General features: G+C 47.3%; 13 protein-coding genes. 12 read left to right on the plus strand and 1 reads right to left on the minus strand.

The window, feature by feature from the left end:
• Window positions 1-115: 115 nt before the first annotated feature.
• Window positions 116-1,783 (minus strand): hydantoinase B/oxoprolinase family protein, encoded by a 1,668-nt coding sequence (locus J4G07_06860; GenBank protein ID MCE2413708.1) that lies wholly within the window; start codon window positions 1,781-1,783, stop codon window positions 116-118.
• Window positions 1,784-1,896: 113 nt separating this feature from the next.
• Here J4G07_06860 and J4G07_06865 point away from each other — a divergent pair, with 113 nt between their 5' ends.
• From J4G07_06865 to murG, 12 genes are all read left to right on the plus strand, one after another.
• Window positions 1,897-2,862: a Gfo/Idh/MocA family oxidoreductase gene (locus J4G07_06865; GenBank protein MCE2413709.1), complete on the plus strand. Its 966-nt coding sequence runs from the start codon at window positions 1,897-1,899 to the stop codon at window positions 2,860-2,862.
• A 109-nt stretch (window positions 2,863-2,971) separates the two neighbouring features.
• Entirely contained in the window at window positions 2,972-3,997 is a 1,026-nt protein-coding gene (gene rsmH / locus J4G07_06870) for a 16S rRNA (cytosine(1402)-N(4))-methyltransferase RsmH (protein ID MCE2413710.1), read from the plus strand.
• Window positions 3,998-4,241: 244 nt separating this feature from the next.
• Window positions 4,242-4,568, plus strand: coding sequence for a cell division protein FtsL (locus J4G07_06875; protein MCE2413711.1), 327 nt, complete (start codon window positions 4,242-4,244; stop codon window positions 4,566-4,568).
• Between the two features lie 75 nt (window positions 4,569-4,643).
• Window positions 4,644-6,428, plus strand: a complete 1,785-nt coding sequence (locus tag J4G07_06880; GenBank protein MCE2413712.1) for a penicillin-binding protein 2 — start codon at window positions 4,644-4,646, stop codon at window positions 6,426-6,428.
• On the plus strand, window positions 6,425-7,960 hold the full coding sequence (locus J4G07_06885) for a UDP-N-acetylmuramoyl-L-alanyl-D-glutamate--2,6-diaminopimelate ligase (protein ID MCE2413713.1): 1,536 nt from the start codon (window positions 6,425-6,427) through the stop codon (window positions 7,958-7,960). The genes J4G07_06880 and J4G07_06885 overlap by 4 nt, the downstream gene beginning before the upstream one ends.
• Before the next feature lie 51 nt (window positions 7,961-8,011).
• Complete coding sequence (locus J4G07_06890; protein MCE2413714.1) at window positions 8,012-8,767, plus strand: alpha/beta hydrolase; 756 nt, start codon at window positions 8,012-8,014, stop codon at window positions 8,765-8,767.
• A gap of 10 nt (window positions 8,768-8,777) precedes the next feature.
• Window positions 8,778-10,466 (plus strand): UDP-N-acetylmuramoyl-tripeptide--D-alanyl-D-alanine ligase, encoded by a 1,689-nt coding sequence (locus tag J4G07_06895; protein ID MCE2413715.1) that lies wholly within the window; start codon window positions 8,778-8,780, stop codon window positions 10,464-10,466.
• Between the two features lie 62 nt (window positions 10,467-10,528).
• Window positions 10,529-11,767: a D-alanine--D-alanine ligase gene (locus J4G07_06900; GenBank protein MCE2413716.1), complete on the plus strand. Its 1,239-nt coding sequence runs from the start codon at window positions 10,529-10,531 to the stop codon at window positions 11,765-11,767.
• Between the two features lie 124 nt (window positions 11,768-11,891).
• On the plus strand, window positions 11,892-13,010 hold the full coding sequence (mraY, locus tag J4G07_06905) for a phospho-N-acetylmuramoyl-pentapeptide-transferase (GenBank protein MCE2413717.1): 1,119 nt from the start codon (window positions 11,892-11,894) through the stop codon (window positions 13,008-13,010).
• An 86-nt stretch (window positions 13,011-13,096) separates the two neighbouring features.
• Complete coding sequence (gene murD, locus J4G07_06910) at window positions 13,097-14,554, plus strand: UDP-N-acetylmuramoyl-L-alanine--D-glutamate ligase (GenBank protein ID MCE2413718.1); 1,458 nt, start codon at window positions 13,097-13,099, stop codon at window positions 14,552-14,554.
• A 48-nt stretch (window positions 14,555-14,602) separates the two neighbouring features.
• The gene (gene ftsW / locus J4G07_06915; protein ID MCE2413719.1) at window positions 14,603-15,868 is read left to right on the plus strand and encodes a putative lipid II flippase FtsW; all 1,266 of its coding nucleotides are present in this window, start codon (window positions 14,603-14,605) and stop codon (window positions 15,866-15,868) included.
• A gap of 81 nt (window positions 15,869-15,949) precedes the next feature.
• Window positions 15,950-17,215, plus strand: coding sequence for an undecaprenyldiphospho-muramoylpentapeptide beta-N-acetylglucosaminyltransferase (gene murG, locus J4G07_06920; GenBank protein MCE2413720.1), 1,266 nt, complete (start codon window positions 15,950-15,952; stop codon window positions 17,213-17,215).
• Window positions 17,216-17,301 lie beyond the last annotated feature (86 nt).

Genomic DNA, 17,301 nt, shown 5'->3' on the forward strand with positions numbered 1-17,301 from the left:
ACATCCATCCCAGATGAATGACCGTCACATACAGAATCCGGCTTATTCTCAACTCAAGTCTTTATTTTTTTTGAGAATATGACGCTGGAAGCGGACTCTGTAGGAACAGAGTGTTTCAAGAGTTCGCTGTCTCTTTCTTTCCGTATCCACCACCGCCCGGTGTCTCTATCCGAATGATGTCCCCTTCATTTGTGGAAGTGGACACCTTACCCGACAATGGCTGCTCTGCTCCACCGGAAATTAGCACATTACGCCCCGGTTTTCCGGGTTCACCGCCTTGCAGCCCGTAGGGACACTGCGTTCGGCGATCAGAAAGGATGGTGACCTCGGCATCTGTGAGAAGTCGCAGTGCTCGAACAACTCCTGCACCCCCTCGGAATTTCCCTGCCCCGCCTGTTCCACGTCTAATTGAGTATGCCGCCACCTGCATCGGGTAATTCGTCTCGATCGCCTCTATCGGTGTATTCATCGTATTCGTCATATGCGTATGGATGGCATCAATTCCGTCTCGGTTTGGGCGTGCTCCCATGCCGCCTGCAATCGTTTCGTAATACGTAAAGTCCTTTCCGCGCGAAACATCATACCCACCTATTGTAAGGTTATTCATGGTGCCGGAACTCGCAGCGGGAATCTGATCAGGACAGGCTTGCGCCAATGCCCCGAGCAGGACATCAACAATACGTTGCGATGTTTCGACATTTCCGCCCGCAACCGCAGCCGGAAACTTTGCATTCACAACGGTTCCCTCTGGCGCGACGACTCGGATCGGTTCTAAACACCCAGCATTGGCAGGAACATCTGCACCAGCAATACATCGAAAGGCATAAAAAACAGCGGAAAGCGTAATCGCGTAAATAGCGTTAACTGAACCTCGAACCTGTTTCGCCGTGCCAGTGAAATCAACCACTGCGGTATCATCTTCGATCTCAATCGCGACCCGTATCTCAATAGATTCATCGGTGATGCCGTCATTATCAAGTACATCAGCATACATGTAGCGTCCGTTCGGGATTTCCCGAAGGCGTGCCCTGACCATTCGACTCGCATACGCACAGAGTTCCTGCATGTATTCCGTAATTTCTGGCGCGCCATATTTACCCACCATCTCCTGTAGGCACCGTTCACCCACACGGTTCGCAGCGAGTTGTGCTTCCATATCACCACGGCGTTCCCCAGGCGTGCGGACATTCGCGAGAATAAATTCCCAGAGGTCAGTATCCAATTCCCCGCCTCGAATGAGTTTAACGGGTGGAATTCGGATCCCTTCCTGAATGACACTCGTCGCAATTGGCATGGAACCAGGGGACATTCCACCCACGTCGGCGTGATGTGCACGATTCGCAACAAAGAAGACGGGGCGGATAGAAGATTGAAAGACTGGAAGACTGGAAGACTGGGGGTCCCGTCTATCCTTCCATTCAGATTTCCTCCCATCCTTCCATTTTTCCATATCTCCATCTGAGAAAACGGGCGCGACGAGCGTAATATCGGGTAGATGGGTGCCACCGCGATATGGATCATTAAGGGCAATCATATCACCAGGCACCATTTCTGTATGGGCAATCGCAGCGAGCACCGAAAGTGGCATGGAACCGAGATGCACAGGAATATGAGCGGCTTGTGCAACCATTTTACCCGTGTTATCAAACACGGCACACGAAAAATCAAGCCGTTCCTTGATATTCGGTGAGAATGCCGTGCGTTGTAGCGTTACGCCCATCTCCTCGGCAACGGAGGTCAGCATATTTTTGTAAAGCTCAAGTTTGATAGGATCAGTGCTCATTGTGTTGTCGATGTCCGCGTTGGTTAGTAAGTAGCGTCAATATTCAGAAGTTAGTTGCATTTTAACATCGCCTCCTATAATATGCAAGGAAAGATTCGTTAGGAGAACTCGCAATGGAAAAAGTTAATATCGCCCTCATCGGCGCGGGCGGAATGGCAAACGGTGTCCATTATCCGTCGCTCAGAGAGTGTGAAGATGTGAACCTTGTTGGATTGTGTGATATGGTTCCATCAAAACTTCAGGCAACAGCGGAACGCTTTGAGATTGAAGAAACATTCACCGACTATAAACAGATGCTTGAGAAGACGAGTCCCGATGCGGTGTATATCCTCATGCCGCCGCAACACCTGTTTCCACTCGTAATTCACTGTCTCTCGCAACAGCACCACGTTTTTATTGAGAAACCACCCGGTATTACGCTTCATCAAACCAAGGAAATGGCACGCGCCGCAGAGAAAAACAACAGTAAGACGATGGTCGGTTTCAATCGTCGTTTTATCCCTCTCTTGCGCAAGGTCAAAACGATCGTTGAAGAGCAGGGACCGATCATTCAGTGCATGTCAACCTTCCACAAAAACACACCAGACGCGCGCTATTACGACGGCGTGATAGACGTTCTAACATGTGATGCCATTCACGCCGTGGACGCACTCCGATGGCTTGGTGGTGGTGAAGTGAAAGCCGTCGCAAGCGACATCAACAGTTTCTATTCCGAGCGCGAGAACAGTTTCAACGCCCTTGTTAAATTTACCAGCGGTGCCTCAGGTTATCTTTGTACCAACTGGGCAGTCGGCGGGCGTATCCATACATTTGAGATGCATGCGCGTGAGATTTCCGCTTACATCAACCCCGATCCGGGTGGACGTGCTATGCTTCATACACCCGAAGGCACAACTGAAATCACCCCTGAAGAAGCGGCGGGATCTGATGTTACACACAGGGCTTACGGATTTTATGGAGAGAGCCGACATTTTGTCGACTGCATTCAGCAGAACCAACAACCGTTAACCTGCTTCGCTGACGCCGTCAAGACGATGGAACTCGTGACAGCCATCTATCAAAATCGGATAGATGCTTGAACAACCGGCACGTAAAATAAATTGGCACGTTTCTTGCTACAGATTATTGTAATGGTAGGCATTTGTGAACGCTATAGATCCACAGCATATATCAGTTTTATGTGATAAAGTGATCGATTTTCTCAGCCCAAAACCGGATGGTGTTTATATAGATGGCACTGTCGGATTAGGAGGGCATAGTGCCGCTATTTTAGAGGCCTCTGCACCGAACGGACGCGTGATCGGAATTGATTTAGATGTTGAGGCTCTCACTATCGCAAAAAGTAGATTACACGTCTTCGGAGAGCGTTCTTCTCTGATTAGCGGCAATTTTGCTGAGATGGATGTTTTATTGGAAACCAAACACTCGATTCATGCTGTAGACGGTATTCTGCTGGACTTAGGGGTGTCGTCCCTGCAGCTGGACACACCACAGCGAGGTTTCAGTTTCAATCATACTGGTCCATTAGATATGCGTATGAACAACAGTCAGCAATCAGCATTGTCGCGTAGGTCTCCCACACGCGGCTTGCGTCGCGGTCAGCAGCAAACACCTAAGCAAAAACACGCTACTTTATCGGAAACCTCTTTATTGACAGCTGAAAGCCATACTCAGAAAACGGAGCTCACAGCGATGCAGGTTGTCAACAACAGTCCAATGGAGGCCCTTGTTGATATTTTCAAGCGATATGGCGAAGAACGATTCGCGAAACGGATTGCCCATCGGATTATTCAGGAGCGGAAAGAAACACCGATAGTGACAACAACGCAATTGGCAGAGATTGTCAAGCAAGCTGTCCCGAAGGGTGTATCCAAAATCCATCCTGCGACTCGTGTATTTCAGGCACTCCGCATTCATATCAACGCCGAATTGGAAAATCTTGCGATGGGTTTAGACGCTGCAATATCGCTTCTGAAGCCGGATGGTTGTCTGTGTGTCATTGCGTTTCATTCACTTGAAGATAGAATAGTCAAGCACTGTTTTCAGAAATGTGCACGGGCGTGTATCTGTCCACCGAAAACGCCCATCTGTATCTGTGAACACAGTGCCTCCTTGGAAATTCTTACGAAGCGCCCTATATTACCAAATGCGGCTGAAGTTCAACACAATCCGCGAGCGCGGAGTGCTAAACTACGCGTCGCTCGCAAATTGTAGGGTAAGGTGTCCGTATTTTCTGCGCTATGAAAGAAAAAATGTATCTTAAACACAATCTTCAACGTTTAAAAAGGAGAGCCTTTGCTACCTGTGGAAGTGCTTCTATCTCTATGAACAAAGCGCGTAGCCCGTAAGCGAAGCGGAGGGGTTTTTGCTTGGGTGTTTCCTTTAGATCTACGGAAAGGTGCGTGAAACTTGAAACCTACTTCACCGAACCGCAAGGTATAATTAAAAAATTGAACAAATGCAAACACTACATAACAGTCATTCAACACGCATCACAAATACAGAAGACCCAAAACCGAAAAAGAGATTTCCGTTAGCATATATTGTTCTGGTGCTATCTTTCTGCACCTTCGCTGGCAGCATTTGGTTCTCATCTTACGCCAAGAAGGTCGCTTTGCAACGACAGCCCACTTATGAGAGACAGAAGCGTCAAATTCAGGACGCGATTCATCGACTTGAACTGAAAGAATCAACCTTAACCGGTGTGCAGAGGATTCGGCAAATCGCGACTGAACTCGGAATGGTTGAACCCGCCGAAGCCTCACAGATAGTCTGGGATAAATAGTTTCGTCTTTTAGGGCACACCTTTTGTTTCTCTTTTTGAAAAGCACTCATATTTATATTCATTTGGTGGAAAAACATGAAAAACAATTCACATTTATCCATTCGCCGACTTGTTTTCGTGCTTATTATACTGCAGGTGGGTTTCCTATTATTGGTCGGTAAACTGTTCAAAGTACAAATCTCCAACGATGCCGCACATCAAGTACCAACTGCCCACCCTTGGGGCACTGCGCGCACAGCAGCGGTAAAACGAGGCAAAATTTTGGACAGACATGGGAATGTTTTAGCCCTGAGTCGTCACAGCATCTCTGTCTATGCGGATCCGACGTATATGAAGACCGAACCGCGTGAAGCCGCTCGCAGGCTTGCCCCGGTTTTAGGCATTCCCGAATCTGAATTGCTTACCCAACTGCGTCGCAAGGATAAACGGTTTGTATGGCTGAAAAAGGATATGGATTACGAGTTACTTGACGAAATTCGAGCAATTGAGAAAGAGATTCGTGGCATAAAGCATGAGGTCGAACAGCAACGGAGCTATCCGAAAGGGACACTCGCCGCCCAAGTTATTGGACACATAAACGACCAAAATATGGGTGAGGGAATCGAGTATCAGTACAACAATTACCTTTTGAATGCGAGGCAGCGACAAGCAGCACGGCGGGCAGAAGCCGCCCGTAATGAACCTTTAAACTTGTTAACCAACGGTGATTCTACCGACGATTATGGGTATAGCGTCGTCCTGACGCTTGATGAATATATTCAATACGTCGCTGAGAAGGAATTAGCAGCAGCGTGTCGAAAATGGAACTCGCCACGCGGGACAGCCATCGTCTTGGCATCAAAAACGGCAGAGATACTGGCACTTGCAAGCTATCCCTCTTACGATTTGAACCATTACACCCTTGGAAGTGAGCAAGCAAAAAGGAATCTTGGTGTTTGGTTTGCGTATGAGCCGGGTTCGATTTTTAAAATCGTTGCATCCTCCGCTGTTCTGAACGAGGGCATTATGAGCCCTGAGTCAACGGTTTTTTGCGAGAATGGACGTTACCGACTCTCGAACGGTAGAATCATCCGGGATGTCTCGGGAAAAGGATGGCTTACCTTAGAAGAAGTCCTCCACAAATCCAGTAATATCGGTATGATTAAAGTCGTCAAGGAATTGGGACCCGATAACTTTAGTACCTACATTGAAAAGTACGGCTTTGGAAAAGCAACCGGTGTAGACCTACCTTATGAGCACAGAGGAAGCCTTTATGCCGTAAAGCATTGGGATACGCACTCTCTTGGCTCCATCCCCTTTGGACAAGGGATTATGGTAACGCCTCTTCAGATGGTGAGCGCGCTAAACGTCATTGCGAACCGTGGAAAACTCCTCCGTCCACACATTACCCGAGAAATTCGGGACAGCAATGGAAAGGTGATTAAAAAGAAATATCCGATTGAAGTCCGACAGGTCATCCGCCCGATAATAGCAAAACAGATGACAGAGATACTCGTCGGCGTTGTTGAAGGTGGAAGTGGCAGACGAGCACGCGTTGAAGGTTATCGCGTGGCAGGAAAAACCGGAACAGCCCAAAAAGCTGAAAAACATGGTAGAGGCTACGCCGGAAAAGAGATCATGTCTTTCATGGGATTCCTACCCGCAGAGAATCCTATGGTATCAATAATCGTCATGCTTGATGAACCGAAAGGGGCACGTTTCAGCGGACAAACCGCCGGACCTCTTTTCCAGCAAATCGCTGCCCAAACAATACAATACTTGAAGCAAACGGAGTTCTTCGGACCTGAACTTCAAAAGTTCTCTAACCTCTCACCTGTTGTTACAAAACAATCACCGACGCTGAAAGGAGAGGGGCTGTGAGGCTTCATGAGCTGCTCCGCGGACTTCACATTACCACAAGTTCTGGATCGCCGGATATTGATATTACTGGTGTTGTCAGTGACAATCGGAGCGTCGAACCCGGTAATGCTTTTGTTTGTTATCAAGGCATCAACGTGGATAGCCACGACTTCATTCGAGATGCCCTTCAAAAAGGCGCTGCAGTTGTCATTGGTGAAAAACCGATAACAACTATAGAGACACCAAGAAAGCCGATCACCTATGTGCAAGTCCCGTGCGGACGCCAAGCGATGTCCTTGATTGCTGCTAATTGGCATGGAAACCCTGCAAAACGCCTTAAACTCATCGGTATTACAGGCACCAACGGTAAAACCTCAACAGCACACCTCATACATGCGATATTCAAGGCAAGCGGTCAAAAAACAGCACTCATTGGAACAGTTGGACACCAGTACACGAACTCCCAAGGCGAGGAGGAAATCCTCTCTGCTTCCCTGACGACTCCTGATGCGTTCGCACTCCACGCTCTTTTCAAGCAGTTTACTGAGGAGAATGTAGCGTTCGTTACGATGGAAACCTCCTCGCAAGGGTTAGCACTACAGCGCCTGGCAGGACTTACCTTCGATACCGCGGTTTTTACCAACTTCACCCAAGACCACCTTGATTACCATCAAACGATGGAAGCATATCTAAAGGCAAAGCTGATGCTGTTCGAGCAACTCGACAAGGAAGGTGTTGCCATCTTGAACAGCGATTCACCGGTAACAGAACGTATTGCCCATGCCTTAAGGAATTCGCGAGCACAGCTCGCACCTACGACGTACGGTTTTGGTGAAAAAGCAGATATACACGCAGAGAATATTAATTTTTCTCATAATCGATTGACGTTTACAGCGGTTACGCCAGATGGAGGGGTTCCAGTGCGGTTGCGATTACTCGGAGAATACAACCTTTACAACGCCCTTGCCGCCATCGCTGTCGGACTCCGTTACGATTGTCCGATCTCAGCGATCCAGGAAGGCCTTGCTGGTACTGTAGTTCCGGGTCGGTTTGAGCTGATTGATCGAGGACAGGATTTCGCTGTCATCGTTGACTATGCACATACACCCGATGGCTTAGAAAATGTGCTGACTGCCGCTAAGCGCGTCGCTAAATGTAAATTAATTTGTGTTTTCGGATGCGGTGGCGATAGGGATAACGGTAAGCGTCCAAAGATGGGAAATATTTCCGCACAAATTGCGGATTATAGCGTGATTACTTCCGACAATCCACGCACCGAAAACCCTGATGAAATCATCGCGCAAATTGTGTCAAATTTACCACATGACACCGAATATGTATGCATTCCAGAGAGACGCGACGCTATCCAGCACGCAATCGCGACGGCAAAATCCGGTGATGTTGTTGTCATCGCGGGCAAAGGACATGAGGATTACCAAGAAATTCACGGCAAAAGATTTCCCTTTGACGATAGGGTTGTGGCATCGGATTTTTTGGCAATGGCAACCAGCAATCAGCAATCAGCAGTCAGCCAAGAGACTTCCGTTAAATGAAACCTTCTTAACTGATGGAGAACCGATGGTTTCCGATAGTCCTTAAAAAACATGCAGAGTACGGAGATTAACGGTCTAAAGATTGCATATCAGGTTTCGGGAGAAGGCGAGGTAATTCTCCTCTTGCATGGTTGGGGTGGAGAAGCGGCGAGTTTTCAACCTGTCTTTGATTGGCTCGCACACTCCCACAAAGTCTACGCACTTGATTTGCCAGGGTTCGGTCAGAGTCAGATTCCCCTTACAGCGTGGAACACTTCCGATTATGCCCAGTTCGTTATAGCGTTTCTGGAAGAGTTTGACATTCCAAAGGCTCACTTCATCGGTCACTCCTTTGGCGGTAGAATTTCGATTATCGTCTCAGCGGAATACCCTGAAAAAGTCGATAAACTTATTCTGGTTGACAGCGCGGGAATCATACCGCCTCGAACCGCAAAATATCATCTTCGCGTAGGTTTAGCAAAAATCGGTAAAATGCTCCGTCGATGCGGGAAATATGGTGATCTCGTCGCAGATACGATGTCCGCACGCGCCGGTTCCAAAGACTATCAGAACGCTGGAGATATGCGTGCCACGTTCGTCAAAGTCGTGAATCAAGATTTGCGTCCACTCTTGCCACGGATAACCGCATCAACACTGTTAATCTGGGGTGAAGACGACAAAGATACCCCCGTGGCTTTCGGACAAATTATGGAGAAAGAAATACCCGACGCGGGATTAGTTGTCCTCAAGGAAGCAGGCCATTTTTCGTACCTTGATCAGTTCCCTCAGTTTTGCCGAATTGTCGCAAGCTTTTTGAAGGAAAATTAGAAAATTGGAAATGATGAGTACTGTTTTTTTCTACTTCGTGATGCTGACCTGTTTCGTAAGGGCTGTCGTTAGGACCACGCGTGGTCTCCATATACTCCAACTCGATGGCTATAAAACAGGTCGGTACCTGAAGTGGATGCGTCAACATCTGAGGAATTGTTTTGAAATCAAGGAGATTCTCATTATTGGCGGGCTGCTCATCCTGACGGCGTTCTATCCCCACTATAACGATACATGGCTGTTTCCTGTGCTGTGCTTAACTTGGGGTGGATTCCAAATCTATATGAGCACGCAACGGAAAAAGGAATCTTCAAAAAAACCGCTCGTTTACACAGCACGCGCGAAACGGGTGTTTGGACTCTCAATCTGCTTGCTCGTCGGTATAGCGACAACACTTGTGTTTATAGCACAGACCAGTGTTTTTGCTGGGGTGTTTCCTCGATGGCGAATTGCAATCTTTCTCTTTAGCGAAGTAACTGTCATTAATTTAACAATTGCGAATCTGCTTATCTATCCTTTGGAGCGGACGATAAATGGAGCGTATCTCCTTTCAGCGAAAAAACGAATCAAGACGTTCCAGCCCAAAGTTATCGGGATTACAGGAAGTTATGGTAAGACGAGCACGAAATATATCCTACATCAGATCTTGTCTCAAAAATTTAACGCGTTGATGACCCCTGACAGTTACAATACACCAATGGGTATCTGCAAAGTCATCCGCGGGGAACTTACCGCTGAACACGAGATATTTATTGTCGAAATGGGGGCTTATAAACGTGGCGACATCCGAGAGTTATGTAACTTAGCATCCCCTCAAACCGGCATTCTCACAGCTGTTGGACCTCAGCACTTAGAACGATTTAAAAGTATAGAGAATATTGCCAAAACGAAATATGAGTTGATTGAGTCCCTCCCACCGGGTGGACTCGCAGTTTTCAACTGTGACAATGAAATTTGCGCTGGACTTGCCGATAAAAGGGAGCAAGATGGAAATCCCGTGCGTCGGTACGCGACAGAACCATTTCCTGTAACTTCGGCTGGTGAGCGTGCTGAGTTAACTGCCACAAACATTCAACACACCGACGAAGGACTTGCTTTCAGAATAGCGGCGAGGTTAGAAACCTCGCCAGCGGCTGAGGGAAGTGTAGAGATTCGGACACAACTCTTAGGCAGACATAACGTATCCAATATCCTCGCTGCAACGGCAGTTGCAATAGAATGCGGAATGACACTTGAGGAAATTCGGGTAGCAATCACCAATGTTGAACCCGTCCCACACCGCTTGCAATTGACCGCCAGCGAAGGCGATGTAACCATCATCGACGATAGCTTCAACTCGAACCCAGTCGGCGCGAAAGCGGCTCTTGAAGTTCTCACTGAAATCCAAGGTGGTAAAAAAGTGTTAGTAACACCTGGGATGGTAGAACTCGGTGAAAGGGAATACGAAGAAAATAAACGCCTCGGAGAACACGCAGCCGATGTCTGTGATTTGGTCATTTTAGTGGGACCCAGGCGGACGACTCCGATTTTAGACGGCTTGAAAGCCGTGCAATATCCGACCCAGCAGATCATTGTCGCACTTAACTTGGAAGAAGTTAAACAACATTTAGCAACACAGGTCCGAGCCGGTGATGTTGTCCTTTTTGAAAACGACCTCCCGGACAACTATAATGAGGAACAGCAGTCGGCTATCGGTTGACCGTCTTTTTAATAATTCGCAAAGCGTTAGATGCCCCTGACCGACCCGCAAGGAAAAATTAAATGTCAAAATACAATGTAGCTCTTATATTTGGAGGATGTACACCTGAACATGAAGTCTCAATCGTAACCGCACACCAGGTCTGTCTTGCCCTACAAGACTTCAGTGGCGAATCGGGCGGGCATCGCGTTATCCCTATTTACGTCACAAAAAATGGGGAGTGGTTAACTGGCGATGCCCTTTGCGATTTGTCAACCTTTACCGATGGAAATCTGCCACATTCAACCGACTTCGACAAGGTCAGTGTTGAATTTCATCCAACTCCGCAATTTGTTGTTACCGCAAAACATTGGCTTGGTCAAAACATTCAGAAAAGAACGGTTCTTCCGGTAGATGTTGTCTTCCCATCAATACACGGTATGCATGGCGAAGATGGAACACTTCAAGGTCTACTTGAACTTATGAACCTGCCTTACGTTGGTGCGCGAGTCGTCGGTTCTGCTGTTGGTATGGATAAAATCATGATGAAGGCGATTCTCAGCGAAAATGGTCTTCCAATACTTCCTTATTTATATTGGACGCATCATGATTGGGAGACGCGCCGTGACGAACTCATCAAAAAGGTGGAAGCATCGCTTTCTTACCCACTGTTTGTGAAACCTGCAATGAGTGGCTCAAGTATTGGGGTCAGCCATGTTAAAAACCGAGTTGAACTATGTGCTGCTGCGGAAGTTGCCGGACACTATTCGCGCAGGATCCTCGTCGAAAAAGCGGTCGAGAATCCACTGGAAATCAACTGTGCTGTAATGGGCACAGATGAGCCAACCGCCTCTGTCTGCGAGCAACCCGTGACGCAGGAAACCAACTTTCTCAGTTTTGACGATAAATACATCCATCAACACGGAGAATCTTCAGGAATGGCAGGTGCAGACAGAAAAATTCCTGCACCCATTTCAGAAGAATTGACGTTACATATACAAAGTCTGGCAATACAGACTTTTCAGGTTTTAGATTGCGCCGGTGTCGCACGTATCGACTTTCTCATAGATGCAAACGAGAACGTTTACGTGAATGAAATCAACACCATTCCGGGATCCTATAGTTACTACTTGTGGACGCATCAAGGCATTGAGTTTCCGCAACTCGTATCCGATCTCATCGACTTAGCACGGACGGTACACGCACAGAAAAATGCCTTAACCTATACATATACAACGAACCTCCTAAGCCAAGCAGGTGCGAGTTTTTCCAAATTGAAGAAGGATGGAAAGCTTGGCGGCACACAGAGTAAGACGCTGTAATGCCTGAAAGTATCCCTTGACGGCACCCCGAAATGTCTCCAATCCAAATCTGTCGAACGCTGCGAAGCGGCCTTAAGTTGGATGCCAGTCAACAAAATTTATTTGTACGAAAGCTATACAAGAAATGTTTTATCATCTCTTTTTTGAGAATCTGGTTGAGGTCTTTTCACCATTCAATATCTTTCGCTATATTAGTTTTCGCGCAATTTATGCGACAGCTACTGCTCTCCTGATTTCCCTCGTTTTGGGACCTTTTATGATAGAGAAGTTAAAACAGCTGCGCATTGGAGAACATATTCAGGAGGAGGTAGCAAAAGCCCAACAGAGTACTGAAAATCAGAACAAGGCAGGGGTGCCGACAATGGGCGGAGTCCTCATTATTGTATCTGTTCTGATATCCGTAGTCTTCTGGTCGCGTTTAGACCAACCCTATATCTACCTGATGATTTTGACGACGCTGTGGTTCGGTGGGCTTGGATTTCTGGACGATTACAGCAAATTGGTAAAACAACAGTCCTTAGGACTCCGAGGCTGGCATAAAATTGGGCTTCAAACAGTAGGGGCATTGGTGATTGCTGGATATCTTTACCAGTGGGGTCCCGTGGAAGCCGGGGATCCAACGACCCGGACAGCACTGGTTCTCCCTTTTTTCAAAGACATCCAACCCAGTTTGGGTATCCTGTTTATTCCTTTCGCAACTTTAGTTATCGTTGGTGCCTCTAATGCGGTCAATCTTACAGATGGAATGGATGGATTAGCAATCGGATGTACGTTGTTTGTTGCGGGCACCTTGGGCATCGTTGGGTATATGACAAGCCACAATGAGATTGCAGCGTACCTGAACATCTTTCACTTACCCGTCGGTGGGGAAGTGACAGCGATTTTCTGTGCGGCGTTGGTCGGGGCGGGTTTGGGATTTTTATGGTATAATGGGCATCCTGCCCAAGTCTTTATGGGAGATACCGGATCGTTGGCACTCGGTGCCACACTTGGAACGGTGGCAGTGCTTATAAAGCAGGAATTTCTACTCGTGATAGTCGGTGCTATTTTCGTCGCTGAAACATTATCGGTTATCATCCAAGTCTGGTCATTCCGTACATTTGGTAAACGTGTGTTCAAGATGTCTCCTATCCACTATCATTTTCTGCTCTCAGGGTGGAAGGAATCCAAAGTTGTCATCCGATTTTGGATTGTCGGTCTTATTTTGGTCTTAATAGCCTTAAGCACATTGAAACTTCGGTGAGGAGAATAGCAATCAGCAGTCAGCAATCAGAAAAGATACCCTCGTTAACGCGGTCCTGGTTTCCGATGCTTGATAGCCGACGGCTGATGGCTAACAAAAAAGTGCAATTACATGGAAAGCGTGTCACAGTTTTTGGTTTGAATCGGAGCGGGATCGCTGCAGCGAAATTACTACAGTCACACGGTGCTGTTGTTACGCTTACAGACACGCGTCCTCGTGAAGCATTATCAGCGGAAATAGCAATCAGTAATCAGCAAGTGGCAATCGGCACAGAAGCCATCAGCAAGTCCATTAACAACCGACTGCTGACGGCTGATAGCCATTTTCAAACATATTTCGGTGGGCACCCTTTGGAATGCATTACAGATGCAGACTTAATAGTGGTCTCCCCGGGTGTACCACTTGACATTCCGATCCTGTGCAAGGCGAGATTGAGAAACCTTCCAATTCTCGCAGAATTGGAAATCGCCGCGAGTGTATGTCCGGCAACGATTGTTGCCATCACTGGCACGAAAGGTAAATCAACAACGACACTCCTCACAGCTGCCATACTAAAAGCCGGTGGTAGATTTCCAAAAGTTCGCGTTGCTGGCAATATTGGTGTACCGTTAGCTGCGGAAGTTCAAAACCTTACAAGTCGAGATATAGTCCTTGTTGAAGCAAGCAGTTTTCAGTTGGAGAGCACCGTGACATTCCATCCAAAAGTTAGCGTTGTGCTTAATTTGTCTCGCGATCACTTGGATAGACACGGAACAATGTCCGCCTATCGTGAGGCAAAACAGAAAATCTCTGAAAACCAAACAGCTGCAGATTGGATAGTCCTCAATGATTCAGAAACATCTGTCAAGGATTTTGCAGCATTAACATCGGCGGAAGCGGTCTATTTTACCGACAAAGGTGTCCCCGACAACTCGTCGTTTTCAGGAACATTTAGAGAGGGTTCGGAACTTTTCGCGCAGCAGAATGGGATACGCGAAAAAATATGCGACATCGTGGACATCCCAGTCCGAGGAGCACACAACGTACAGAACGTTCTCGCCGCTATCGCTGTAGGACGGATTTTTGGTGTAACAGGGGCAGAAATCCAAGAAGCACTTCAATGTTTTGATCGGTCGCATCCCGCTTTATCCCATGCTTTTGAGTTAGTGCGAACCTTAGACGGTGTTCGATTTATAAATGACTCAAAAGCGACAAACGTAGCAGCAGTCAAAGCAGCTCTTGAATCATTAGCAGACGCTCAAGTTTTACTCATAATGGGAGGATACGACAAGGGTAATGATTATACCTCGTTGTGTGAAATCGTTCAAACTCAGGTTAAAGGGGCAATAATGCTCGGCGAGTACACGCAACAGATTGAAAAGACCCTCGCCAATACAACGAAAATAATGAAAGCGAAAACAATGGCAGAGGCTGTGCAGGTGGCACATAAACACGCGACACCCGGCGATGTCGTGCTGTTGTCCCCGGCAAATGCCAGTTTTGACATGTATTCCGATTACAAAGCAAGGGGCACCGACTTTAAAGAAGCAGTTGATGCCCTTTAAGCCCAAGGTAGTATAGGCACACTCCGGTGCCGTTACGACAGTAAAAAAATGATACGCAATTATCAAAACTCTATCCGTAGCAATAAGAACCGCAAATCCAAACCAAAATCTGGGTCCAAATGGACAAACACGCGCGTCTATTCGGTCGTAGAGGAACAGCAGAAACAGGTAGAAGCACCACCGCCACCCAGATCGGGACGCATGGATAGAGGTTTGCTCGCTCTTACGCTCTGTCTGATTGCGATAGGCATTCTGATGGTATACAGCGCAAGCCATCTTCTCTCCTCAAGACATTACGATGGTTATAGTTACCGCTATTTACAGATACACATCATTGCTTGTGGGATTGGTTTAGTCGGTATGTTACTTAGTTCCCATCTCCCCTACCGATTTTATGGGAGGTTCGCAAATCTTTTTTTGATACTCTCCTTTATTGGGTTATTATTGGTTTTCGTCCCCGGTTTAGGGGCAAGCGTGCAAGGGGCAGAAGGCGGTAGATTTAAACGTTGGATCAATATAGGATTGCCTATCAATTTTCAGCCCGTGGAATTTGCGAAAATAGCGTTGGTTATGCATGTGGCAAACTTCATAAGCCACAATCCAGACCGCGTTAAGAGTTTTCTTAACGGCGTACTGCCGAATATCTTAATTGTAGGTGCTGCTTTCGGTCTCGTGTACATCCAACCGGATTTCGGTTCGGCGTTCTTATTAGTCGTAACCGTTTGCATCGTGCTATTTGTCGGTGGTATGCGTATCTGGCATGTCCTAACACTTGCTGGTGCAGGCGGCGGTCTTCTCAGTCTACTGATAATCCGAGATTCCTATAAGCTAAAACGCCTCATGGATTACTTGGCAATGTTGAAATCCCCTGATGCGACGAACTATCAGTTAACACGTTCACTCGATGCGCTCGAAAGTGGTGGACTTCTCGGTTTAGGAATCGATAGCAGCCTTCAGAAAATATCACGTCTTCCGTATCCACACACAGATTTTATTTTCGCAGTGTTAGGTGAGGAGTTCGGATTTATCGGTGCCGTGACTGTGACCTTTATCTTTATGCTTTTTGTATGGCGAGGACTCCACATTGCCCGCCAGGCAAGTGACCTCTTTGGCTCTTTGCTTGCCACCGGAATTACGACCCTCATCGGTCTACAGGCTTTCATTAACATTGGTGTTGCGACAGGTCTGCTGCCGACAAAAGGGATCACACTGCCGTTTATCAGCTACGGTGGTTCATCAATTGTCCTGAGTCTGGTAAGCGTCGGGATCCTTTTGAATGTATCACGTAGCAGCAATAAAAACACAGACGAATAAAATAGAGTTCCAAAACACCAAGCCTGAAACGAAGTGGAAGGGTTTTTGCTTGGGTGTTTCTTCAACTCTACGGAATAGAACATGAAACCCGAGATGCATCTCATCGAACCGCAAGGAAAATTAAAAATATCAGAAACCGACAACCGCAGTTTACTGGCACTGCAACGGGGTACAACCCACAAAAAAATTGTTGTCGCGGGTGGCGGGACAGGCGGGCACATCTATCCCGCTATCGGTATCGCCCAAGCACTGCAACGCTTGGATGCCACCGTAGAGATTGTGTTCATTGGTGGCTCGGGCAAGTTGGAATCAACGCTTGTACCACAACACGGATTCCGTTTCTTGCCTATTTCGGTTGCGGGATTTCCACGTCGCCTCACTTTACAGTGGTTCCCAACCCTTTGGAAGGCATTTCATGGACTCATTCAGTCCATGCGATATATGAAGGCGTTGAAACCAGACGTTGTTATCGGAACGGGCGGATATGTTTCAGGTCCGGTCCTGTTAGCGGGTCTTCTGTGCAAGATTCCGATTGCTATCCAAGAACAGAATGCTTCTGTCGGCTTAACAAACGGCATATTGGCACGATGGGCAGATGTCGCCTACCTTGCCATGGCATCGGTTCGCGAGAACAATTCGTTTCGACGAACGACACGTATAGAGATAACAGGAAATCCGATTCGTCCTGCAATCGCTGCATTCCCGAGGTCCGAAGAAACCTATAGAAGATTCGGGTTGCATCCAGAGCGGAAAACGATTTTTGTGATGGGTGGGAGCCAGGGTGCTCATGCTATCAATGAAGCAATTGTAGCGGCACTGCCACACTTATCCGAATATGCCGATCAGATCCAGATAGTCCATCAAACGGGTGCCATGGAAGTAGAAAAGGTTCAAAAGCAGTATGATCAGATACTCGCTTTGCACCGAACCTCCAACTCGACTCCTATACAAGATAGCAAAGCACGAGTTGGAGATTCGGGTTTCCTATACTGTGTCAAACCTTTCTTTGATACTGTTGAGGAAATCTATAGCATCGCAGACGTTATGGTGTGCAGAGCAGGGGGAATGACTATTGCCGAGGTTACTGCATGCGGTATCCCGGCAATCTTTATACCCTTACCTTCGCAAACCGGAAACAACCAAGTCTTAAACGCTCACACCGTTGCAGAAGCCGGCGCAGCTGTTGTCCTTGAACAAGGCACTTTCACAGTAGAGACATTGGTTAAAAACCTAACGAATATGACCCTGGATGGAAATACGCACGAACGGATGGTAACCGCAAGTCGAGCACTTGGCAAACCAGATGCCAGCACTGACATCGCCAAGTCAATTTTTTTAACTTTTTAATTTTACCTTACGGAGAAATAACGGGCGTTATAACTATCGGATGCGTTCCTTAACGTAAATCGTTATAAACCCAATCGCTTGATTCA

This window comes from Candidatus Poribacteria bacterium, from assembly GCA_021295715.1.
Lineage (GTDB): Bacteria > Poribacteria > WGA-4E > WGA-4E > WGA-3G > WGA-3G.